At 68.2% G+C, this 21,851-nt stretch carries 17 protein-coding genes and 1 pseudogene; 13 read left to right on the forward strand and 5 right to left on the reverse strand.

What is annotated here, in order from left to right:
* Positions 1–49 precede the first annotated feature (49 nt).
* Positions 50–2,074 (forward strand): NADPH-dependent 2,4-dienoyl-CoA reductase, encoded by a 2,025-nt coding sequence (locus LXE91_RS11685; protein ID WP_039347599.1) that lies wholly within the window; start codon positions 50–52, stop codon positions 2,072–2,074.
* Positions 2,075–2,117: 43 nt separating this feature from the next.
* Positions 2,118–2,558 carry a nuclear transport factor 2 family protein gene (locus tag LXE91_RS11690; RefSeq protein ID WP_039347596.1) on the forward strand — a complete coding sequence of 147 codons (441 nt, stop codon included), beginning with the start codon at positions 2,118–2,120 and terminating at the stop codon, positions 2,556–2,558.
* A gap of 108 nt (positions 2,559–2,666) precedes the next feature.
* On the opposite strand, the gene LXE91_RS11695 is transcribed toward LXE91_RS11690, so the two are convergent.
* Positions 2,667–3,548: an intradiol ring-cleavage dioxygenase gene (locus tag LXE91_RS11695; protein WP_039347593.1), complete on the reverse strand. Its 882-nt coding sequence runs from the start codon at positions 3,546–3,548 to the stop codon at positions 2,667–2,669.
* 118 nt (positions 3,549–3,666) lie between these two features.
* Between LXE91_RS11695 and LXE91_RS11700 the strand changes: the two genes are divergently transcribed.
* The 5 genes and pseudogenes from LXE91_RS11700 to LXE91_RS11720 all read left to right on the forward strand — a co-directional run bounded on the left by LXE91_RS11700 (position 3,667) and on the right by LXE91_RS11720 (position 10,000).
* Positions 3,667–4,590: a LysR family transcriptional regulator gene (locus LXE91_RS11700; RefSeq protein ID WP_039347592.1), complete on the forward strand. Its 924-nt coding sequence runs from the start codon at positions 3,667–3,669 to the stop codon at positions 4,588–4,590.
* 461 nt (positions 4,591–5,051) lie between these two features.
* Positions 5,052–7,142: a TonB-dependent receptor gene (locus LXE91_RS11705; protein ID WP_039347589.1), complete on the forward strand. Its 2,091-nt coding sequence runs from the start codon at positions 5,052–5,054 to the stop codon at positions 7,140–7,142.
* Entirely contained in the window at positions 7,142–7,939 is a 798-nt protein-coding gene (locus tag LXE91_RS11710; RefSeq protein ID WP_039347880.1) for an ABC transporter ATP-binding protein, read from the forward strand. The genes LXE91_RS11705 and LXE91_RS11710 overlap by 1 nt, the downstream gene beginning before the upstream one ends.
* Positions 7,940–7,944: 5 nt before the next feature.
* On the forward strand, positions 7,945–8,964 hold the full coding sequence (locus LXE91_RS11715; protein ID WP_046196045.1) for an ABC transporter substrate-binding protein: 1,020 nt from the start codon (positions 7,945–7,947) through the stop codon (positions 8,962–8,964).
* Positions 8,961–10,000 (forward strand): annotated as a pseudogene (locus LXE91_RS11720) (FecCD family ABC transporter permease). Before LXE91_RS11715 ends, LXE91_RS11720 begins: the two are co-directional and overlap by 4 nt.
* Before the next feature lie 50 nt (positions 10,001–10,050).
* On the opposite strand, the gene LXE91_RS11725 reads toward LXE91_RS11720, so the two are convergent.
* Positions 10,051–11,427 (reverse strand): ATP-binding protein, encoded by a 1,377-nt coding sequence (locus LXE91_RS11725; RefSeq protein ID WP_039347582.1) that lies wholly within the window; start codon positions 11,425–11,427, stop codon positions 10,051–10,053.
* Positions 11,428–12,153: a response regulator gene (locus tag LXE91_RS11730; protein ID WP_039347579.1), complete on the reverse strand. Its 726-nt coding sequence runs from the start codon at positions 12,151–12,153 to the stop codon at positions 11,428–11,430. It abuts the gene before it with no gap.
* Positions 12,154–12,399: 246 nt separating this feature from the next.
* On the opposite strand from LXE91_RS11730, the gene LXE91_RS11735 reads away from it, so the two are divergent.
* From LXE91_RS11735 to LXE91_RS11745, 3 genes are all read left to right on the forward strand, one after another.
* Positions 12,400–13,146, forward strand: coding sequence for a MipA/OmpV family protein (locus LXE91_RS11735; RefSeq protein ID WP_039347577.1), 747 nt, complete (start codon positions 12,400–12,402; stop codon positions 13,144–13,146).
* A 219-nt stretch (positions 13,147–13,365) separates the two neighbouring features.
* Positions 13,366–13,695: a hypothetical protein gene (locus tag LXE91_RS11740; protein WP_039347574.1), complete on the forward strand. Its 330-nt coding sequence runs from the start codon at positions 13,366–13,368 to the stop codon at positions 13,693–13,695.
* Positions 13,692–14,279 (forward strand): hypothetical protein, encoded by a 588-nt coding sequence (locus LXE91_RS11745; protein ID WP_223274283.1) that lies wholly within the window; start codon positions 13,692–13,694, stop codon positions 14,277–14,279. The genes LXE91_RS11740 and LXE91_RS11745 overlap by 4 nt, the downstream gene beginning before the upstream one ends.
* Before the next feature lie 31 nt (positions 14,280–14,310).
* Here LXE91_RS11745 and LXE91_RS11750 read toward each other — a convergent pair whose 3' ends face one another.
* Positions 14,311–15,537, reverse strand: a complete 1,227-nt coding sequence (locus tag LXE91_RS11750) for a lytic transglycosylase domain-containing protein (protein ID WP_039347571.1) — start codon at positions 15,535–15,537, stop codon at positions 14,311–14,313.
* Positions 15,538–15,940: 403 nt separating this feature from the next.
* Positions 15,941–17,101 (reverse strand): porin, encoded by a 1,161-nt coding sequence (locus LXE91_RS11755; protein ID WP_039347568.1) that lies wholly within the window; start codon positions 17,099–17,101, stop codon positions 15,941–15,943.
* Positions 17,102–17,665: 564 nt separating this feature from the next.
* Between LXE91_RS11755 and LXE91_RS11760 the strand changes: the two genes are divergently transcribed.
* The 3 genes from LXE91_RS11760 to LXE91_RS11770 are packed head-to-tail and all read left to right on the forward strand — an operon-like array spanning position 17,666 to position 21,804.
* Entirely contained in the window at positions 17,666–18,175 is a 510-nt protein-coding gene (locus LXE91_RS11760) for a sigma-70 family RNA polymerase sigma factor (protein ID WP_039347565.1), read from the forward strand.
* Positions 18,176–18,178: 3 nt separating this feature from the next.
* Entirely contained in the window at positions 18,179–19,165 is a 987-nt protein-coding gene (locus LXE91_RS11765) for a FecR domain-containing protein (RefSeq protein WP_039347562.1), read from the forward strand.
* Positions 19,166–19,218: 53 nt separating this feature from the next.
* Positions 19,219–21,804 carry a TonB-dependent siderophore receptor gene (locus tag LXE91_RS11770; RefSeq protein WP_039347559.1) on the forward strand — a complete coding sequence of 862 codons (2,586 nt, stop codon included), beginning with the start codon at positions 19,219–19,221 and terminating at the stop codon, positions 21,802–21,804.
* Positions 21,805–21,851 lie beyond the last annotated feature (47 nt).

Here is a 21,851-nt window from a genome sequence, read left to right on the forward strand (position 1 = left end):
TGGTCGACTACTATCTGTGCAACTTGTTGCATAAAAACGGAGACACCTCATGACGTCGCGTTATCCGCATCTGACGACCCCGCTCGAGCTCGGCTTCACGTCGCTCAGGAACCGAGTGCTGATGGGGTCGATGCACGTGGGCCTCGAGGAAGCGCCGAACGGCTTCGAGCGGATGGCGGCGTTCTATGCGGAGCGTGCGCGCGGCGAGGCCGGCCTGATCGTCACGGGCGGATTCGCGCCGAACGAGCGGGGCCGTCCGGCGCCCGGCGGCGCGATGCTGACGACCGAAGCGGAAGCCGAGCGTCATCGTGTCGTGACGCGCGCGGTGCACGCGGAGGGCGGCAAGATCGCGCTGCAGATCCTGCATTTCGGGCGCTACGCGTATCATCCGGCACTCGCCGCGCCGAGCGCGCTGAAGGCGCCGATCAACCCGTTCACGCCGCATGCGCTGAGCAGCGATGAAGTCGACGAGACGATCGCCGATTTCGTCCGATGTGCGGCGCTCGCGCAGCACGCGGGCTACGACGGCGTCGAGATCATGGGGTCCGAAGGCTATCTGATCAACGAATTCATCGCCGCGCGTACCAACCATCGCGACGACGCATGGGGTGGCGCCTACGAGAACCGCATCCGCTTCCCGGTCGAGATCGTGCGGCGCGTGCGCGAGCGGGTCGGCACGAACTTCATCGTCATCTACCGGCTGTCGATGCTCGATCTCGTCGAAGGCGGCTCGACGCTCGACGAAGTGATCCGGCTCGCGCAGGCGATCGAAGCGGCCGGTGCAACGATCATCAATACGGGCATCGGCTGGCACGAGGCGCGCATTCCGACCATCGCGACGAAGGTGCCGCGCGCCGCGTACGCCTGGGTCACGCGGCAGTTGATGGGCAAGGTCGGCATCCCGCTCGTCGCGACCAACCGGATCAACACGCCGGAAGTCGCGGAGCAACTGCTGGCCGACGGCTACTGCGACATGGTGTCGATGGCGCGGCCGTTCCTCGCCGATGCCGAGTTCGTCCGCAAGGCGCGGGAAGGGCGCGCGGACGAAATCAACACGTGCATCGGCTGCAACCAGGCCTGCCTCGACCATACGTTCAGCGGCAGGATCACGTCGTGCCTCGTGAATCCGCGTGCATGCCATGAAACCGAGCTCGTGATTCGCCCCGCCCAGCTGCGCAAGCGGATCGCCGTGGTCGGCGCCGGGCCGGCAGGCCTCGGCTTCGCGGTCACCGCGGCCGAGCGCGGTCATGCGGTGACGCTGTACGAAGCCGGCGCGGAGATCGGCGGCCAGTTCAATATCGCCAGGAAGGTGCCCGGCAAGGAAGAGTTCAACGAGACGCTGCGCTATTTCCGCCGGCAGATCGAACTGCGCGGCGTGACGCTCCATCTCAACACGCGTGCGACCGCCGAGATGCTGCTGCAACGCGAATTCGACGAAGTGGTGATCGCGACGGGCATCGTGCCGCGCACGCCGCCGATCGACGGTGTCGGCCATGTCAAGGCGCTCGGCTATCTCGACGTGCTGCGCGACGGCAAGGCGGTCGGCCGCAATGTTGCGATCGTCGGCGCCGGCGGGATCGGCTTCGACGTCGCGGAATATCTCGTGCATCGCGAAGGCGCCGAGCACGTCGACGCGGACCGCTTCTTCGCCGAGTGGGGTGTCGACCCGTCGTATGCGAACGCAGGCGGCTTGCGCCATGCGCGGCCCGAGCCGGCGGCGCGGCAAATCCATCTGCTGCAGCGCAAGGCGTCGAAGGTCGGCGACGGCCTCGGCAAGACCACCGGATGGATCCACCGCACGGCGCTGAAGGCGCGCGGCGTCGGGATGTCGTCGGCGGTGAGCTACCGGCGCATCGACGACGAGGGCTTCCACGTGACGATCGACGGTGTCGAGCAGACGCTGCCGGTGGACAACGTCGTGATCTGCGCGGGGCAGGAGCCGCAGCGCGAACTGGCGGAGCAACTGGAGGCCGCCGGGCGCAAGGTGCACGTGATCGGCGGCGCGTACGAAGCGGCCGAGCTCGATGCGAAGCGCGCGATTCACCAGGGCACGACGCTGGCCGCCACCCTTTGAAACTGATTCGTTTCTTTTCCGCCCGACGATACTGGAGCCTTCGATGACGAACGCACCGCTGCATCTTCAACCCGCTGTCGCGCAATCGCTCGACAAGTGGCATGCAATGATCGAGCGCAAGGATTTTGGCGCGCTGGAGTCGATCGTCCATCCGGACGCCGTGTTCCGTTCGCCGATGGCGTTCAAGCCCTATGGGCCGGCGCCCGCGCTATTGCTGGCGCTGCGCACGGTAGTCACGATTCTCCAGGATTTCACCTACTACCGGCAGTTCGTCACCGACGACGGCAAGAGCGTGGTGCTGGAGTTCAGCGCGACCATCGGCGACAAGGCGCTGAAGGGGATCGACATGATCCGCTTCGACGACGAAGGGCGGATCGTCGAATTCGAGGTCATGATCCGGCCGTTCAATGCGCTGCAGGCGCTCGGCGCCGAAATGGGCGCGCGGCTCGCGCAGCAGTTGCCGGCGTTCAAGCTCGGCGGCTGAGCGGGGCGATTGCGGGGCGGCGGGCGCCGCGCGCTTGGCGCCCGAGTTGTGCCAGCACGCGTTCGGATTCAGTTGCGCCCGCAACATTCCACCTCACGACGTGGCGGATCACACGGCGCGCTCCGCGGGGTTGAGCACGAAGTCGTATTCGAGGGTGTAGAACGGCGTGTCCATGCGCGAGCCGTCCGGCGCGATGCCGGGCGCGTGCCGCACCCAGTCGGCGACGAGCGTCGACCGTACGCCGAACACCGCATCGGAGTCGAGATAGCGGTCGCCGTCGCGGAACACGTGCGTGATCAGCGTTTCGTAGCCGCGCGCCTCGATCATGAAGTGCAGGTGCGCGGGGCGCCAAGGATGACGGCCGAGCGCGTCGAGCATCGCGCCGACGGGGCCGTCGTGCGGAATCGGATACGGCTCGGCGAGGATCGAGCGGAATGCGTAACGGCCGTCGGCATCAGTGCGCAGCCGGCCGCGCGCGCGGTGCGTGACCGAGCCGTCGTCGGCCGGAAGCTGCACGTCGTAGTGCCCGTCCTCGTCGGCTTGCCAGACTTCCAGCGACGCGTGCGCGATCGGCCGGCCGTCGATGCCGCGCACATGGCCCGACACGAAGCAGGGCTCGCCGCAGGCGCCGTTCGCGATGTCGTCGAACATCCCGAAGTCGCGGCTGCCTTCGACGTAGAACGGACCGAATACGGTCGCCTCCGTGCAGCCGGCCGGCTTCGCGTGATTCTGCGCGGTGACGAGGGTCGACAGCCCGAGCACGTCGGACAGCAGGATGAACTCCTGGCGCTTGTCGTCGGTGATGTGACCCACCGCCGTCAGGAAGCCGATCGCGGTTTGCCATTCGGCCTCGGTGAGCTTCGTCTCCCGTGCAAAGGAATGCAGATGCTGGACGAGGCTGGTCATCACCGTGTGCAACCGCTCGTCGCGACAGCCGCCCAGCGACGCGATCACGGCCTGTGTGATGGTGTCTTCGTCGAGATTGCGCATAGGGGGTGTCTCCTGATGTCGTTGGATAGCGCGTTGACGTAACATTAATTCCTCCCTGGATCGTAAAAAAGAGGGTTTGCGGGAGTTTTGTTCTCCGCCAGGTGGAAGAATCGAGCGCATGGACAAGTGGACGCAGATCGAATTTTTCGTGCAGGTGGCCGAGCTGGGCAGCCTGTCGAAGGCCGCCGAGCGGCTCGGGATGTCGAGTGCGGCGGCGAGCCGCTGCCTGAACGCGCTGGAGGAGCGGCTGGGGGCGCGGCTCGTCGAGCGCACCACGCGGCGCTTGTGGCTGACCGACGCCGGGCATGAATACCACCGGCGTTGCGTGGCAATCCTGATGGAACTGTCGGAGGCCGATGCGGCGGTCAACGAAGCGAGCGTCAATCCGGCCGGCACGCTGCGTGTGACCGCGTCGGTATCGTTCGCGTCGATGTATATCGCGCCCGCGTTGCCGGAGTTTCACCGGCGCTACCCGAACCTGAACGTGCAGATCGTCGCGGCGAACCGCTATCCGGATTTCATCGAGGCCGGCATCGACGTGGCGATCCGCACGCGCGAGCATGAGGCGGATTCGGGCATCACCGTGCGCAAGCTTGCCGAGACGCGGCGCGTGCTGGCCGCGTCGCCCGGGTACCTGGCGAAGCACGGCGCGCCGGTGACGCCCGATGCACTATGCGACCACCGGATGCTGGTCTATAACCTCGCGAACGATCCGTACGTGCTGCATTTCCGCCACGGCGCGAAGAAGCAGTCGGTCACGATCAAGAGCGTGCTCGATGCGAACGAAGGGCAGGTAATCCGCGCGGCGGCGCTTGCCGGGCTCGGCATCCTGATCCAGCCGCTCTACATCGTTCACGACGACATCGTTGCGGGGAAGCTGGTGCCGGTGCTCACCGACTGGCAACTGCCGGCGCTCACCGTCAATATCGCGTACCAGAGCCGTCGTCACCAGCCGGCGAAGATCCGCGTGTTCACCGAGTTCCTGATCGAGCGTTTCGAACGCCTCGGGCTCGCGCGCAAATGGAAGGAAGTCGGCCGTTGATTGGAGGCCGGCGCCAAGGCCGGGGCGGACTGCTTTCGCGGGCAAGCGGTCGCGATCGGCCGCAGCTGCGCGATATGTGGGCGCCGGCGTCGGTCGCGGTCGTGAAATACCAGCACGCGTTCGCGGTGCACAACCGGCCGCAGGGCGACAAGCCGTGGAGGCAGTTCTGTTTCCCCTTGCAGGCGCGACGTGCGGCCACGGCCGCGCACCCGGCCGGGACAACCTGACAAAATCCTGACGAATCAAGATGATATATTGTATCATCTGACGTTTGCGCCACCGGCGGCGCCTGGCGGCCGGGCACGGCCGCGTGCGACGCCTCCATCCGAAGATCGATACGACGTGACAAAGACCAGACACACCCCGGCGCGCGGGGAGCGGCCCCCGCCGCATCGCGCCGGAACACCGACGCCTGGCGCGTTCGCGCGGCACGCGGCTGTACGACCCTGCTGGGCTGCGCGATGGCGACCTCCGGCGCGTTGGCTGCCGAAGCGGGCGCACCCGCACCGGACGAGCGGCATGCGCTGCCGGCGATCAACGTCAGCACGCGATCCGCACCGGCCGACCCGCTGACGCAACCGCTCGAAACGGGCTCGCGGCTCGGGCTCGCGAGCCTCGACATGCCCGCGAGCGTCGAGACGGTCACGGCCGACACGATCGACGCGCGCGGCGATCGCACGGTGCTCGATGCGGTGACGCGCACCGCGGGGTTCTCGAGTGCGATGGCGCCCGGCACGGGTGGCACCGCGTCGAGCGTGCGCGGTTTCCGCGGGCAGGAATCGGTGATGACGCTGCTCGACGGCGTGCGGCTGATGCCGGCTGCCGACACGATCACGTTCCCGTTCGATACGTGGTCGGTCGAGCGCATCGAGGTGCTGCGCGGTCCGGCGTCGGTGCTGTACGGTGAAGGGGCGATCGGTGGCGTCGTGAACGTGGTGCCGAAGCGGCCGCAGCGCACGAGAGAAACGACACTGCAGGTTGGTGTCGGCCCCGACGGCGCGAAGCGCGCCGCGTTCGATACGACGGGCGCGCTTGGCCCGCGGCTGTCGTATCGCTTCCATGCGAGCGACGCACGCGCGAACGGTCTCGCCGAGCGGGCCGATACGCACACGACGGCCGTCGGCGGCGCGCTGAAGTTCGACGTGAGCCCGAAGCTCACGCTGACGCTCGACTTCGACTATGGCCGCCAGATGCCGGCGACCTACTACGGCGTGCCGGCGCCGAACGGCGTGCTCGATCCGTCGCTGCGCAAGGTCAACTACAACGTCGGCGATGCGTCGATTTCCTATTACGACCAGTGGACGCGCCTGTCGGCCAGCTACCGGCCGGCGGCCGGCGTGACGATCGACAATCAGCTCTACTACCTGACGTCGAATCGCCAGTGGCGCAATGCCGAATCGTATGCGCTCGATGCCGCGACGGGCCTCGTCACCCGAAGCGACTATCTCGACATCGGCCACCATCAGCGGCAGATCGGCGATCGGCTGAGCGCGCGCTTCGACGGTACGCTGTTCGGCCGCGCGAACCGCTTCGTCGTCGGCACGGAATTCAGCCAGATCACGTTCAGCGGGACCAACAATTCGCCGTACGGCGGCGAATCGACGGTGCCCGCGCACGGCTTCGATCCCGGCGTGTTCACAAGCCCCGACCCGACGGTGCCGCAGTTCAGCACGCGGGCGCGGCAGGCCGCTGTGTTCGCCGAGAACCGGCTCGAAGTGCTGCCGCGGCTCGCGTGGGTGAGCGGCCTGCGCTACGACCATATCGCGTTCAGCCGCGAGCAGGCGGCAACCGGCGCCGGCTTCGACAAGCGCTTCGCGAACGTCGGCTGGCGCACGGGCTTCGTGTTCGAGGTCGCGCCGACGCTCAGCGCGTATGCGCAGTACACGACGGGCGCGGAGGGCCTCGGCTCGCTCGTGACGCTGTCCGCGTCGCAGGCGAACTACCGGCTCGCGACCGGCGAACAGTGGGAAGCCGGCGTCAAGCAGACGCTGCTCGACGGCCATGCATACTGGACGTTCGCCGTGTACGACATCACGAAGCGCAACCTGCTGAGCACCGACCCGTTCAATCCCGCGCTGCGCCAGCAGGTCGGCCGGCAATCGTCGCGCGGCATCGAGCTGACGGGCGGCGCGCGGCTGCCGCACGGCTGGACAGTCGATGCGAACGTCGCGCTGCTGCGCGCGCGCTATGACGCGTTCAACCAGAAGGTCGGCAGCGCGACGGTGTCGCGCGCCGGCAATGCGCCGGCCAACGTGCCGCAGCAGACGGCGAACCTGTGGCTCGGCTGGGCGTTTGCCGAGCGCTGGCAGGCGAACGCGGGCGTGCGCTACGTCGGCGGGACCTATGGCGACGACGCGAACCGCGTGCAGGTGCCGTCGTACACGGTGTTCGACGCATCGCTGCGCTGGCAGCCCACGTCGCGCACCGAGCTGGCGCTGACCTTGCGCAACCTCGCAAACCGAGCGTATGCGGTGACGACGTCGAACGGCGGCGAGCAATGGCTGCTCGGCCCGTCGCGCTCGGCGGAGCTCGTCGCGACGATGCGCTTCTGATGCGGCGCGGCGAGCCTCCCGTGAAGCACATGCTCGACATCGAACGCGTGAGCTGGTCTCCCGGCGGGGCGATCACCGTGCTCGATTCGGTGACGCTGAGCGTGGCCGAAGGCGAGTTCGTCGGGCTGGTCGGCCCGAACGGCAGCGGCAAGACGAGCCTGCTGCGCTGCGTGTTCCGTTACGCGCGGCCCGATGCCGGCCGCGTCGCGCTCGATGCGCAGGACGTGTGGCGCATGCGGCCGCGCGCGGTCGCGCAGCGCATCGCGGTGCTGCAGCAGGAGACGCCGGACGATTTCGGGCTGACGGTCGACGAACTGGTCGGCATGGGGCGCACGCCGCACCAGCGGCCGTTCGATGCGGAGACGGCGGACGATCGCCGGATCGTCGAATCCGCGCTGCACGACGTCGGCCTCGTCGAGCGCCGTGCGCAACGCTTCGCGTCGCTGTCGGGCGGCGAGAAGCAGCGCGCGCTGCTGGCCCGCGCACTCGCTCAGCAGCCCGAACTGCTGCTGCTCGACGAACCGACCAACCATCTCGACCTGCGCCATCAGCTCGAACTGCTCGCGCGCGTGCGGCGCCTCGGCATCGCGACGCTCGCCACGATTCACGATCTCAATCTCGCGGCCGCGTATTGCGACCGGCTCCACGTGCTCGCGCACGGCAGGGTCGTTGCCTCGGGCACGCCGGCCGACGTGCTGACCGAAGCGCTGCTGCGCGACGTGTTCGGTGTCGTCGCGCTCGTCGATCGCCATCCCGTCACGGGCCGCCCGCGCATCACGCCGCTTCATCCGGAATGACCGTCATGCCGATTCCTGTCTTGTTCTCCGCTGTGTCTTCTGCTTTATCGCCCGTCTTATCGCCCGTTTTCCGCCGGCTGGTTGCCGCGACGGTGCTCGGCTGCGCGGCCGCCCAGGCGGGAGCCTATCCCGTCACCGTGCGCAGCTGCGATCGCGACGTGACGTTCGAGCGCGCGCCGACGCGTGCCGTGAGCAACGACGTGAACCTGACCGAAATGATGCTCGTGCTCGGCCTGAAGAACCGGCTCGTCGGCTACACCGGGATCGGCGGCTGGAAGACGGGCACTGCGCGCGTGCGCGATGCGCTGCGCGGCGTGCCCGAGCTGGCGAGCCAGTATCCGTCGCTCGAGGTGCTGGCGGCCGCGCGCGCGGACTTCTATCTCGCGGGCTGGAACTACGGTATGCATGTCGGCGGCCCGGTGACGCCCGCGACGCTCGCGCCGTTCGGCATCCGGTCGTACGAGCTGACCGAATCGTGCTCGCACGTGATGAAGCAGGCGGCCGCGTCGTTCGACGACGTGTTCCGCGACCTGAACAATCTCGGCCGGATCTTCGGCGTCGACGCGCGCGCCGCGCAGGTCGTCGCGGCGATGCGCACGCGTCTCGCGGCGGTGTCACGTGCGATCGGGCATCCGGAGCCGCTGCGCGTGTTCGTCTACGACAGCGGCACCGACAAACCGATGACGGCCGGCGGGCTCGCGATGCCGACCGCGCTGCTGGCGGCGGCCGGGGCGCGCAACGTGATGGCCGACCTGCCGCGCAGCTGGACGCAGGTGAGCTGGGAAAGCGTGGTCGCGCGCGATCCGCAGGTGATCGTGATCGTCGACTATTCGGCCGTGACGGCCGCGCAGAAGCAGCAGTTCCTGCTGAGCCAGCCGTCGCTCGCGCGCGTGGCCGCGATTCGCGACCGGCGCTTCATCGTGATTCCGTACGATGCGGCGACGCCGGGCCCCGAGAACGTCGCGGCCGTCGAGACGCTCGCCCGCGCGCTGTATCCGGCCGCGTTCGCCGGGCCGGCGCGATGAGCGTGCACGTGCGTGCATCGCGGCCCGCCATGCGCGTGGTGCTGCCGGCGCTGGCGCTGCTGTTGATCGTGTCGATCGTCGCGTCGGCCGCGTTCGGGCCGGCGCCGATCGCGATGCCGGCTGCGGTGCGGATCGTCGCCGTGCACATCGTGTCGGCGTTCGGCGACGCCGGCGCATTTGCGGCGGGGGCGGGCGACGACAGCATCGTCTGGTTGATCCGGATGCCGCGCGCGCTGCTGGCCGCGATCGTCGGCGCGACGCTGGCGGCGGTCGGCGTTGCGCTGCAGGCAGCGACCGCGAACCGCCCGCCGATCCGCACCTGCTCGGCGTGAGCGCGGGCGCGATGCTCGGCGCTGTCGCGGTCACGGTGATGGCCGGCGCGGCATTCGGCCCGTTCACGCTGTCGGCTGCCGCGTTTGCGGGCGCACTCGCGGCGACCGCGTGCGTCATCGCGCTCGCTTACCGGCGCGGCCGGCTCGAGTCGGACCGGTTGTTGCTCGCGGGCGTCTCGGTGTCGTTCATGATGGCCGCGTTCGGCAACCTGCTGCTGTATCTGGGCGACCAGCGCGCCGCGTCGTCGGTGCTGTTCTGGATGCTCGGCGGCGTCGGGCTCGCGCGCTGGGATCTGCTGCCGGTGCCGGCCATCTGCGCGGCGTTCGCCGGCGGCGCGTTGTACGCGCGCCGGCGCGAACTGAATGCGCTGATGTCGGGCGATGTTGCCGCGGCCGCGCTCGGCGTGCCGAGCGCGCGGATGCGGCGCGAGGTGTTCGTCGTCGCGTCGTTCGCGACGGGCGCGATGGTGGCGGTGAGCGGGGCGATCGGCTTCGTCGGGCTCGTGACGCCGCATCTGTGCCGCCGCGTCGTCGGTGCCGAGCATGGCCGGCTGCTGCCGGTGGCCGCGTTGACCGGTGCGATCCTGCTCGTCTGGGCCGATGTGGCCGCCCGCACGCTCGCGGCGCCGGAGGATCTGCCGATCGGCATCGTGACCGCGATGTTCGGCAGCCTGTTCTTCGTTGCACTGCTGCGCCGCCGCTGAGCGGCGCGCAGGTCAGGCGAGGGCGGCCGGGGCGCCTCCCGCCGCGCGCCTCATTGCCGCGGGATGGCCATGCCGGTGCTGCCGCCGAACGCGCCGGCGTGCGTGAGGGCATCCGGCAAGTCGAACAGGTTGTCCGGCAGCGACAGCGCGGGCAGCGTGATCACGAAGCGTGCGCCGCCGAGCGGTGAATCCTCGAGCCGCACGTCGCCGCCATGCACCTGCGCGACGCGCCGCACGATCGCGAGCCCGAGCCCGAAGCCGCCGGTCTGCCGATCGCGGCTGGAGTCGAGCCGCTGAAACGGCTCGAACACGCGGGCGCGTTCGGCGGCCGGAATGCCGGGGCCATCGTCGTCGACGCTCAGCACGAGCGCGCCCGACGCGTTGCGCTCGGCGGCGAGCAGCACCGTGCGCGATGCGTAGCGCGCGCCGTTGCGGATCAGGTTCAGCAATGCGCGGGCGACCAGCTTCGGGTCGCATACGTGGGTCGCGGGCGCGCCGAGCGCCGACACGTCGAGCGTGACGCCGCGATCGGCGACGTCGTTCGCGACGTTGCCGGCGACGCTGTCGAGCAGCGCATCGACGACGACTTCCATCGGCGCGAGCTGGCTCGCGCCCTGTTCGAGCCGGCCGATCGTGAGCAGCTCGGTGACGAGCTCGTCGAGTTCGCGCACGTCGCGCCGCAGCGCATCGCGGCGTTCGCGCATCCGTCCCGTTTCGTCAGCTTCCGCGAGCAGCGCGAGCCCGAATTCGAGCCGTGCGAGCGGCGTCTTCAGCTCGTGCGAGATGCCGTGCATCATTTCGCGCTGCTGCTTGATCGATGCCTCGATGCGCTCGGCCATGTCGTTGAACTGTTGCGACAGTTCGTAGATGTTCGACTTGCCGGACAGCTTCACGCGCGTCGACAGCGTACCGGCGCCGAATGCGCGTGCGGCTTCCTGCAGCCTGCGCAGGTCGCGCCAGTGATAGTGAACCCACAGCACCACCGCGAACAGCGCGCTGAGCGCGAGCAGCATGTATGCATAGATCTTGATGTCGAGGCTGAATATTTCGATCGGCCGCGCATGCAGCACCGAACCATCCGCGAGCGGCATGTAGTAATCCTTGCGGTCGTAGCTGATCGCGATCCGGCCGGCGTCGAGATCGCGCAGCGGCTCGCCGCTCAATTGCGCGCGGGCGGTGGCCATCGGCATGAAGTCGAATCGTTCGTTGCCGTGTTTCGCGAGCTCGCGCAGCGCGAACTTGCGCTGCTCGCCCGGGTGGCGTTCGAGGTAATCGTTGAGCACGAACGCGTAGGTCGTCAACGATTCCCGCTCCGCCTGCGCGCTGCGATCGTAAAAAATCCGGTCGAACGACAGCTGGACGAAGATGATCGACGAAGCGACGAACAGGATCACGACGAGGTAAAGCCGAATCAACGGGCGGAGCATTTATTCGTCCCACGCGGAAGGGCTGAACAGGTAGCCGCGGCCCCAGATCGTCTTGATCTTGTGCGGCTCCGACGACGCATCCTCGAAGCGGCGGCGCAGCTTCGAGATGCCGGAATCGACCGAGCGGTCGAGACCGTCGAACTCGATCCCGCGCAGCTGCTTCAGGATATCGTCGCGGCTCAGCACGGTGCCGGCCGCGCGGGCGAGGATCAGCAGCAGGTTGAATTCGGCTGTCTTCAGGTCGACCGGCTCGCCGCGCCACGTGACGGTGCGGTTCGGCGGCGAGATCGCCAGTTCGCCGAACACGAGCGCTTCGGGCGCGGCCACCGGCGCTTCCGCGGCGGCCCGCTGCGCACGGCGCAGCAGCGCGCGGGCGCGGGCGACCAGCACGCGCGGTTCGATCGGCTTCGTCACGTAGTCGTCGGCGCCTGTCTCCAGGCCCGCGACCTGGTCGTAGACGTCCAGGCGCGCGGTCAGGATCAGCACGGGGACGTTGGTGAACGCACGGATGCGCCGGCAGACTTCCATGCCGTCGAGGTTCGGCAGCATCAGGTCGAGTATCACGAGGGCCGGCTGGTGCTCGCGCACCGCGGCGACGGCGAGGTCGCCGCGTCGCACGACCGTCACCGCGAATTCATAGCCGTCGAGGTACTCGCGGACGAGCTGGGCCAGGCGGTCGTCGTCTTCGATCAGCAGTACACGGTATTTGAGTGGGTCTTCGTTCATGGTCTCCTCGGGGCGCACGCGCGAACTCACGCCCTGGCAAGCCGGTGCGTGGCGCGGCACGCGAATTCTATCCGGTGCACCGAAGGCCGGGGGAGCGGGGCGACAATCTCGAACAATCGAACACAATTGGGCACAGATTCCCCGAATATTCAGGACAGTTGCGGCGCAGGGCGGCACCTAGACTGCGGGCTCCGTCACTCTTATCTCAATATTGTGCGCCCAATACTCCGCCGCTACCGCTATTGCATGCCGCTCGCCGGCCTGACCCTCGCCGCCGCCGCCCACGCGGAAAACCAGTATTCGCTGTCGCTCGGTGGCGGTTTCGCGCCGCGCTACCCGGGCAGCAACCAGTATCGCGGCGTCGCCGCACCGGGTTTCGCTGCGAAGTTCGGCAATGGCTTCTTCATCGACAGTACCCAGGGCGCGGGCTACCGGCTGGACCTGCCGCACGGCGCGTTCGTGTCGGCGGCCGTGAGCTACGACGCGGGTCGAGCCGACGAGAACCGCTTCGACATGCCGGGCTCCGACTACCTGAAGGGCATGGGCCGGGTTCCGGGCTCGGTGCTGGTGGGCGTGCGCGCGGGCGTGACGCTGTTCAACGCGGCGGAACTGAGCGTCACGATCGACTCACCCGTGACGCACACGTCGCGCGGCGTGTCGGGGCACATGGATCTCGCGGTGCCGGTGTTCAAGACCGCGCAGCACGAGATCATCGTGACGGGCACCGTGCATGCGGGCTCGGGGCGCTACACGCAGACGTTCTACGGCGTGACCGATGCGCAGTCGATGACGAGCCGGTTCCGGCCGTATTCGACGAGCGGCGGGATCGACAGCGCGTCGATGGCGGTCGCGTGGAACTGGACGCTGTCGCAGCACTGGTCGGTGCTCGCGACCGGTGGCGTGACGCGGCTGCTCGGTCGCTACGGCGACAGCCCGATCGTCCAGTCGCGCAGCAACTACTACGCCATCGCGGGCGCGACCTACAAGTTCTGAGCGAGTCGTCGCGGCACGCATCGTGTGGCGCAGCCGGCCTGCAGGTGCCTTCGCGCCGCGCGGCGTGCGGTAACATGCAGGCGGCTTCGGCGGCAGGCCGAACCCGCGGCCGGGGGCACGCAGAATCGCGTGGCCCGGGTGCGCGGACCGAACATGCATGCAACGCCCGGTCGGCGGGAACCCCGCACAGGTTCCACGGGGCGCAACAGGGAGAATCCGATGAAGAAGACGATCGCGATGATGATGGCACTGGTTGCGGGCGCAACGTTTGCGGGGTGCACGGACATGAAAACGAAGAACGCGACCGCGGGCGGCATGGTGATGAATGGCGAGCCGGCACGCACGTCGCAGGCCTGCAAGGCAGACGCGGGGCCGGATGACGCGCTGGTCGGCAAGACCGAGGCCGATGCGGCGGCGCAACTGGACGGCTGCCTGTGGCGCGTGCTCGAGCGCGACGGCAAGTCATTGCCGGGCACCATGGATTACCGGCAGGAACGTCGCAATCTCGGCATTCGCGACGGCAAGGTGATCTGGGTGCGGCGCGGGTGAGCGGTGTGGCCGGTGGCGGCGTGCGTGCGGGTACGCGCGTGAATGTCGTCGGCATGTGTGCGGCGCCCGGCATTGACGAGTCTGCACGGAGCTCGACGCCGTCCAGGGCAGGTGCCCGCGCGCTGACACGGGCGGCGCTGGTCGTGCTCGGCGTGCTGGCCGGATGCGGACGACATGACGACGCAGCGTCGTCGGCGCGTCGCACCGTTTGCATCACCGGCTATAACGAGTACACCCGCAAGCTTCACGAGTTCTGGCTCGACAACGAACACCGGTCCGGATGCTTCGGCAATCCTTCTGCACGGGAGGCAGGCGAGGCCTTCGGCGGTGGGGGCGGGTTCGCCTGCGGCTGCCAGGTGACGCCGGGGCAAGCGGCGAAGCTCGCGTGGGTGTTCGCGCAACCGCTGGACGAGATCGAGCGCGGCGTCGCGGCGGAGCACAAGACGATCGACGTGACGATTCCGCAGCCGGAATCGTCGACGTCGCGCTATCTGCGCGTGTATTTCAGGATGAACGGCACGGCCGAGCTGCAATGGGTGGACGACATGAACGCGCCCAAGCTGCCGCCGACCGTGGCGCAATGATCGCCACGCGACGCGTGCGATCGGCGGTGCGCTACTTCGAGATGTACCACAGCGCATCCGCGCTCGCGCGCGAAGGCTGAGCGGCTGCAGCCGGCACCTGGGCCGGCGCGGGCGGCGGCGTGTTCGACGTGATCGCGGTCGGCAGCGTGGCCGGAATGTTCGCGGTCGACGGCGAGGCCGCCGTGGTTCCCGACGTCGACGGCGTATTCACGTACCACAGCGCATCGGCCGACGCCGTGCGTTTTGCCGCTGTCGCGGTCGTTGCCGTCGGATTGGCGGCTGCATTCGTCGCCGTGTTCGCCGGCTTTTTCGATCCGGCGGCCGGAGCCGCGCCCCCCGTCCCGGCCTGCGCCGTCATGCCGGCGCCATTGCCCGCGCTACGCTGCGCGCGCGCCTCGAACGGCCCGAGCTGGAAGATTAACGTTTGCGCGGGGCGCGTCAGGACGGCATACGGAAACTGCAGCTCCCACGACATCAGCACGCGCCCGGACGACGTCTCGGTGAAGATCGCCGGCACGTGCTTCATGTCGCTGAACTGCACGTAGATCCGTGCGCCGTCGTCGAAGACCTGGGTCGGCTTTGCCTGGTCCGCGCCGGTGACCGTCCATCCGAAGTTGTACGAGCCGGCCGGGCCGGCGGGGCCGCCCTGCGGCGGAGGCGGCGGCGGGGCCGACGAAATCGTGCGCGGACGCGTGACCTGCTGCGGGGCGGACACGCTCAGGCTGGCGAACGGGTTGTACGCCTCGGCCTGTTGCGGCGGCGTAAAGGACGGTGGAAGGATGGGCATGGGAGTATCCGGCGAATCCGGCATGGTCCGGATTGCATCATAGACCTTGCGCGCATACGCGAGGCGCTTGTCGGGCGATGCGGAGTTGTACGCGCCGATCGCGTTCCAGTTGGCGCCGAGCTGGCGAATGTTCTGCGACAGGATCCACGCGCCGACATACGCGTTCGTGCAGGCATCGAACAGGCTTTCCCGCGTGATGCCTTCGCGCGCGAGCGTCGGCAGCCAGGTGCTGTTGATCTGCATCAGGCCGATGTCGACCGTGCCGTTCGTGTTGGTGTTGACGGCGCGCGGATTCATGCCCGATTCGACCTGCGCGATGCCGCGCATCAGGCTTACGCTCACGTGCTGGAATGCGGCCGCGTCGTCGAGGCAATCGGCCCGCGCAACACCGTGCAGCGCGTACGACATCGCAATCGTCGCGGCGATTTTCAGCGTAGCTCGGCTGATCGAACGGGTTGTATGACGCGGCATGGCAGGATGGGGCGGAATCCGTCCGCCCGATGCAAGGAAATTACGCAGACGCGAAGTGTGCCATAGCGGGCAGGCAAATGGCGCGCGTCAAACTTTCCTTTGCATTTCCCCATGCGTTCGCTACGCATTTTTATCGCGTCCGATCACGGGGTTCGGCGACGCATTATCGGTAAAAATGGCCGGATTTTCGCGCGAATGCCGGGGTAGTGGCGGCGCCGGAATAATGACGCGCTGCGTCATTCGCATGGGGAAATCGGTGCTGAATCAAACCGGACGGAAATCGGGCGGCAGGCGGGTTGAAAAAGGTGAAGAAAAGGCCGTTCGAAAGCATCGGCAGCCGAAGCCGCCGTTTCGGTGAAAGCGGATTCCACCGGCCGCGCGGCGCGCAGCCGGCCGTGTTGTATCAGAAGCGGTGACGCAGGCCGAGGTTGACCATCGTCTGCGAGCTCGTGCCCGCATAGCCGTACGAACCGATCGACGCCTGCGCGGCCATCGAGCCGCCGTTGCCGTCGCCGGTCTGGCCGCTTGCGTGCTGGTACGCGGCGCTCACGTAAACGTCGGTGCGCTTCGACAGGTTGTAGTCCGCGCCGGCCGATACCTGGTGATAAGTGGCCGACGTGTCGCCGCCCGAGCGCGTGTAGCTGTAGCCGACGCCGACCAGCAGCGCATTGGTCGCCTGGTAGTTCACGAAGCCTTGCCCCGTGTTGTAGTGCTCGTTCGAGCCGAACACCGAGCTGCCATCGCGGCGGTACTGCGCGTTGCTGTAGCCGAGGCCGACCGTGAACGGGCCGGCGACGTACTGGCCCGCGACGCGCGCGATGCCGATCGAATGCGCGCTCGCATAGCCGCTGTTGACCGGGCCGTCGAACGTGCCGTCCGACGAGCTGGTCCAGCCGCTGCGCTGCGTGTTCGACGCGGGGCTGTTGGTCGTGTGGAAGTAGCCGCCCGCGACGCTGAACGGGCCGTTGTTGTACGACACGGCGGCCGAATACGAATTCGCGGCGCCGGTGCTGCCGGCGATGCCGCCGAACGAGTACATCGCCGAGAACTGCAGGCCCGAATAGACGGCCGACGTGTACTTCACCGCGTTGTCGACGCGGAAGCTGTTGTCGTAGTTGTCGACGTCGCCCGCCGTCGCGAACACGCTGCCGAGATAGTTGTCGGCGGTGATGCCCTGCACGAGATCGACGAGCGGATCGTACTGGCGGCCGAACGTGAGCGTGCCGTAGCGGTCGCTCGTCAGGCCGACGAACGCCTGCCGGCCGAACATGCGGCCGCCCTGGCCCATCCGGCCGTTGCTCGGGTCGAAGCCGTTCTCGAGCTGGAACAGCGCCTTCAGCCCGCCGCCGAGATCCTCGGTGCCTTTCACGCCCCAGCGGCTGCCGGCCAGGTTGCCCGCGCTGCTGTTGCCGAGCATCCACGCGTTGTCCTTGCCCTGTGCATGGTTCACGTAGGTGATCGACGTGTCGATCACGCCATACAGCGTGACGCTCGACTGCGCATGCGCGGCGGGTATCGCCGCGAATGACGCGACGGAAATCAGCGAGAGGGTCGTGCGTTTCATGTCATCTCCTTGCGCATTGGCTTGTGTTCGTGATCCGGAATGGCAGGAGACTACCGAGCCCGATTAAAACGGCAAAAATGAAATTCTCTTTTGTGGCCTGACGCAGACAGGGATGTCCTCCGATTGCCGCGATCGGGGGATTTGAATTGTTGAAAATTGCGTATCAATCGATTGGCATTTCGCGATTTCGCCATTTGCGGCTTGCATATCCCGCGATAATTTCGCGCAATCCAGGGCGGAATTGAGGCGGCCGGGAAATTGTTATCGATCCGTCAAATAACTATTTAATGGATCGAATTGGCCGGGGTGTAATGAATGTGTTAATTACGCGGCGCGCGCGTCCGGCGACGGCCTCGCGGCGGGTGACCGGTGCCTCATCGCTGGCGCTGCATGTAGGGAACGCCGTGCGGGTGCCACGCCGGCGCGACCGACAGCGCCACGCTGCCCGCCGGCGCACGCCAGCCACCATCGCGCACCGAAACGCCGGTCGCCGACCTGGTTTTGTATATAATAATCATTCTCATTTACAAAATCGTTGACGCCTGCGCACTCCGGAACCCGGCCATGTCTGCTGACAAGCTGTCTCTCCATCGAGAAATCGACGCCCTTTATACCGGCCACCACGCGTGGCTGCGCGGCTGGTTGAGCCGGAAGCTCGGTTGCGCGCACCGCGCGGCCGATCTCGCGCATGACACGTTCATGCGCCTGCTTGCGCGTGACGAGCCGATCGGTGCCCACGAGCCGCGCGCGTTCCTGACGACGGTCGCGCAGCGCGTGCTGAGCAACCACTGGCGGCGCGAGCAGATCGAGCGCGCGTATCTCGATGCACTCGCGCTGCGCCCCGAAGCGCATGCGCCGTCGCCGGAGGAGCGGGCCGTCGTGCTCGAGACGCTGCTCGAAATCGACCGGTTGCTCGACGGCCTGCCGCTCGCCGCGAAGCGGGCGTTCCTGCTCGCGCAGCTCGACGGGCTCACGCAGGCCGAGATCGCGCGCGAACTCGGCGTGTCGCTGGCGACGGTGAAGCGCTATCTCGTGAAGGCCGGCACGCAGTGCTTCTTCGCGATGGCGGCCTGACCGATGGCTGCCCCGGGAGCGCCGGCGGTGCCGCCGCAGGTGGCGCGGCGCGCGGTGGAATGGTGGGTCGACCGGCAGGCCGGCCGCACCGACGAAGCGTTCGACGCCGCGCTCGCGCGCTGGCGCGCCGAGGATCCGGCGCACGACGCGGCATGGCGCCATATCGAAGCGATGCAGCGCAGGTTCGGCGGGCTCGCGGCCGGGCTCGACCCGCAGGCCACGCAGGCGGCGCTGCTGCCGCCGCGTGCGGGCCGCCGCCGCGCGGCCGTGAAGACTTTGGCCGTGCTGCTGTGCGCGGGCGGTGCCGCATGGATGGCCGAACCCGCGCGGCGCGCCGCGATCTGGCCGGCGGACCTGCGCACGGCGGTCGGCGAGCGGCGCACGGTGACGCTCGCGGATCGCACGGTGGTCGTGCTCGATACCGACACGGCGCTCGACGTGCGCTTCGACGATGCGACGCGCGGCCTGCGCCTGTTGCGCGGCACGATCATGGTGACGAGCGGCCACGACGATCGCGTGCCCGCGCGGCCGCTGGTCGTCGCGACGGCACAGGGTGAACTGCGGCCGCTCGGCACGCGCTTCGCGGTGCGGCAGCGCGACGGCGCGACCCGCGTCGAGGTGTTCGCCGGTGCCGTGCGCGTGCAGCCCGACGATGCGACGGCCGACGCGCGCGTGATCGCGGCCGGAGAGGGCGCGGATTTCACGCGCGACGCGATCGACGCGCCGGCGCCGCTCGATGCGTATGCGTCCGCGTGGACGGGCGGCATGCTCGTCGCGTCGCGGATGCGGCTGGCCGACCTCGTCGCCGAGCTCGACCGCTATCGCCGCGGCAGCCTGCGCTGCGACGCGGCCGTGGCCGACCTGCGCGTGTCGGGCACCTATCCGCTCGACGATCCCGCGCGCGTGCTCGACACGCTGAAGGCGACGTTGCCGATCGACGTTCACTACCTGACGCGCTACTGGGCGACGGTCGTGCCGGCCCGTTCGTGAGCGTATTTAAAAAAATTCTGCCGACCTGAGCTGTTTCTCGATGTTCACGTGACATGGGTAATGAAAGCAGCACTGGCCCATCGTCCACCGACCTCCCGATCATGGTTTCCATCCGTCTCACGTATCGGCGCCGTCCGGCGCCCGCCCGACATCTGCCGCGCGCGTCGCGCCCGGCTGCATCCGCCGCACCTGCCGCGAAGGGGCGCCTCGCGCGCCGGCTGGCCGGCGCGGTCCTGATGTCGGCGCTGCTGCCGCTGCCCGCGCTGGCCGACACCGACACCGATGCGGCGCCGGCCGCGCAGCGCGCGGCGCGTCGTGCGTTCGACATTCCGGCCGGGCCGCTCGAAGCGGCGCTGAACCGGTTCGGTCGCGATGCAGGCATCCTGCTCGCGTTTCCCGCCGAATTGACGGCCGGCCTGACGAGCGGCGGCGTGCAGGGGCGCTTCGACGTCGACGGCGCGCTCGACCGCCTGCTCGCCGGCACGGGGCTCGTCGCGTTGCGCCAGCCGGCTGGCGGTTACACGCTGAAGCGCGCGGACGGTTCAGTCGCGCGGCCCACGGCGGCCGGCGTTGCGGCGGGCGCCGAGTTGCCCGCGATCGATGTGCGCACCAGCGCGCTGCGCGCCGAGAGCTATCGCGCGCCGAAGGAAGCGGGCGTGCTGCGTTCCGAGATCCCGTTGCTCGATACCGCGCAGGCCGTCAACATCGTGCCCGCGCAGGTACTGCGCGACCAGCGCCCGCGCAATCTCGACGACGCGCTCGGCAACGTCAGCGGCATCACGCAGGGCAACACGCTCGCGGGCACGCAGGACACGATCATGAAGCGCGGCTTCGGCGGCAACCGCGACGGCTCGATCATGCAGAACGGGATGCCGCTCGTGCAGGGGCGCGCGTTCAACGCGGCGGTCGACAGCGTCGAGGTGCTGAAGGGGCCGACGTCGCTGCTGTACGGGCTGATGGACCCGGGCGGCGTGGTCAACGTCGTCACTAAACAGCCGCAGCTCAAGCGCTACAACGCGATCTCGCTCGGCGCGTCGACGTTCGGGCACGGCAAGAACGGCGGCAGCGCGACCTTCGATTCGACCGGGCCGGTCGGTGATTCGCGGCTCGCGTACCGGCTGATCGTCGATCAGTCGAACGAGCAGTACTGGCGCAACTTCGGCGAATACCGGCAGACCTTCGTCGCGCCGTCGCTCGCGTGGTATGGCCGCGATACGCAGGTCGCGGTGTCGTACCAGTACCGCAAATTCCATACGCCGTTCGATCGCGGCACCGCGCTCGACCCGCGCACCAACGCGCCGCTCGACATTCCCGCGCGGCGGCGCATCGACGAGCCGTTCAACAACATGGACGGCGAATCGCACCTCGCGCAGCTGAGCGTCGATCACCAGTTCAACGCGGACTGGAGCGCACATTTCGGCTACAGCTACAACCGCGAGACCTACGACGCGAACCAGTTGCGCACGACCGGCGTCGATCCGGTGAAGGGCACGATGACGCGCAGCAACGACGCGACGCACGGCTCGCTCAGCACCGACAGCTACGGGATCGGCTACGTGAACGGCAAGCTGATGCTGGGCGGGATGCAGCACGACGTGCAGGTCGGCTTCGATACCGAATACCGCCGCATCTACCGCAAGGACATGCTGCGGCAGGCCGTGAAGACGCAGTTCAGCTATCTCGATCCCGTCTACGGGCTGCTGCCGCCGTCGAGCACGGTGTCGGCGAGCGACAGCGACCAGACCGACACGCTGCACGATGCGTCCGCGTTCGTGCAAGACACGATCCACCTGACCGACAAGTGGATCGTGTCGGGCGGGTTGCGCTACATCACGTACAACCAGGTCGCGGGGCGCGGCCGGCCGTTCGTCGCGAACACCGATCTCAGTGGCTCGAAGTGGCTGCCGCGCGCGGGTGTCGTCTACAAGTGGACCGACACGTTCTCGCTGTACGGCAGCTATTCGCAATCGCTGAAGCCTTCGTCGTCGATCGCGCCGATGACGGGCTACATCATCGACGGCGCGACGCCGCCCGAGGAAGCGACCGCATGGGAAGTGGGCGGCAAGCTCGACCTGCCGGGCGGGATGACGGGCACGCTCGCGCTCTTCAACATCGACAAGAAGAACGTGCTCGTGTCGCAGTACAACGACGCGACCAAGCTGACCGACTGGCGCACGTCGGGCAAGGCGCGCTCGCGCGGGATCGAGCTCGACGTGTCGGGCAAGATCGGCGAGCGCATGAACGTGATCGCGAGCTACGCGTACATCGACGCGAAGACGACCGAGGACCCGCTGTACGCGGGCAACCAGCTGTGGAACGTCGCGCGTCACACCGCGTCGCTCGCGGCCGTCTACGACTTCGGCACGGTGGCAGGCGGCGACGACCTGCGCATCGGCGCGGACATGCGCTACGTCGGCGCGCGGCCCGGCGATTCGGCGAACAGCTTCACGCTGCCGTCGTATGTGCTCGCCGATGCGTTCGCCACGTACGACACGCGGATCGGCAAGCAGAAGCTGTCGTTCCAGCTCAACGTGAAGAACCTCTTCAATCGCACCTATTACCCGTCGAGCGCGAACCGTTACTTCGTCGCGATCGGCGATGCGCGACAGGTGTCGCTGCTCACCACGCTGCAATTCTGACCATGCAATCGCCGCGCGGCCGTCACGGCGGCGCGCGGCTTCGGAGA

Source organism: Burkholderia contaminans (assembly GCF_029633825.1).
Classification (GTDB): domain Bacteria; phylum Pseudomonadota; class Gammaproteobacteria; order Burkholderiales; family Burkholderiaceae; genus Burkholderia; species Burkholderia contaminans.

Excerpts from the sequence above, each read along its gene's own strand:
- LXE91_RS11685 (WP_039347599.1), top strand. The coding sequence starts at position 50 with ATGACGTCGCGTTATCCGCATCTGACGACCCCGCTCGAGCTCGGCTTC.
- LXE91_RS11690 (WP_039347596.1), top strand. The coding sequence starts at position 2,118 with ATGACGAACGCACCGCTGCATCTTCAACCCGCTGTCGCGCAATCGCTC.
- LXE91_RS11695 (WP_039347593.1), bottom strand. The coding sequence starts at position 3,548 with ATGCGCAATCTCGACGAAGACACCATCACACAGGCCGTGATCGCGTCG.
- LXE91_RS11700 (WP_039347592.1), top strand. The coding sequence starts at position 3,667 with ATGGACAAGTGGACGCAGATCGAATTTTTCGTGCAGGTGGCCGAGCTG.
- LXE91_RS11705 (WP_039347589.1), top strand. The coding sequence starts at position 5,052 with ATGGCGACCTCCGGCGCGTTGGCTGCCGAAGCGGGCGCACCCGCACCG.
- LXE91_RS11710 (WP_039347880.1), top strand. The coding sequence starts at position 7,142 with ATGCGGCGCGGCGAGCCTCCCGTGAAGCACATGCTCGACATCGAACGC.
- LXE91_RS11715 (WP_046196045.1), top strand. The coding sequence starts at position 7,945 with ATGCCGATTCCTGTCTTGTTCTCCGCTGTGTCTTCTGCTTTATCGCCC.
- LXE91_RS11725 (WP_039347582.1), bottom strand. The coding sequence starts at position 11,427 with ATGCTCCGCCCGTTGATTCGGCTTTACCTCGTCGTGATCCTGTTCGTC.
- LXE91_RS11730 (WP_039347579.1), bottom strand. The coding sequence starts at position 12,153 with ATGAACGAAGACCCACTCAAATACCGTGTACTGCTGATCGAAGACGAC.
- LXE91_RS11735 (WP_039347577.1), top strand. The coding sequence starts at position 12,400 with ATGCCGCTCGCCGGCCTGACCCTCGCCGCCGCCGCCCACGCGGAAAAC.
- LXE91_RS11740 (WP_039347574.1), top strand. The coding sequence starts at position 13,366 with ATGAAGAAGACGATCGCGATGATGATGGCACTGGTTGCGGGCGCAACG.
- LXE91_RS11750 (WP_039347571.1), bottom strand. The coding sequence starts at position 15,537 with ATGCCGCGTCATACAACCCGTTCGATCAGCCGAGCTACGCTGAAAATC.
- LXE91_RS11755 (WP_039347568.1), bottom strand. The coding sequence starts at position 17,101 with ATGAAACGCACGACCCTCTCGCTGATTTCCGTCGCGTCATTCGCGGCG.
- LXE91_RS11760 (WP_039347565.1), top strand. The coding sequence starts at position 17,666 with ATGTCTGCTGACAAGCTGTCTCTCCATCGAGAAATCGACGCCCTTTAT.
- LXE91_RS11765 (WP_039347562.1), top strand. The coding sequence starts at position 18,179 with ATGGCTGCCCCGGGAGCGCCGGCGGTGCCGCCGCAGGTGGCGCGGCGC.
- LXE91_RS11770 (WP_039347559.1), top strand. The coding sequence starts at position 19,219 with ATGGGTAATGAAAGCAGCACTGGCCCATCGTCCACCGACCTCCCGATC.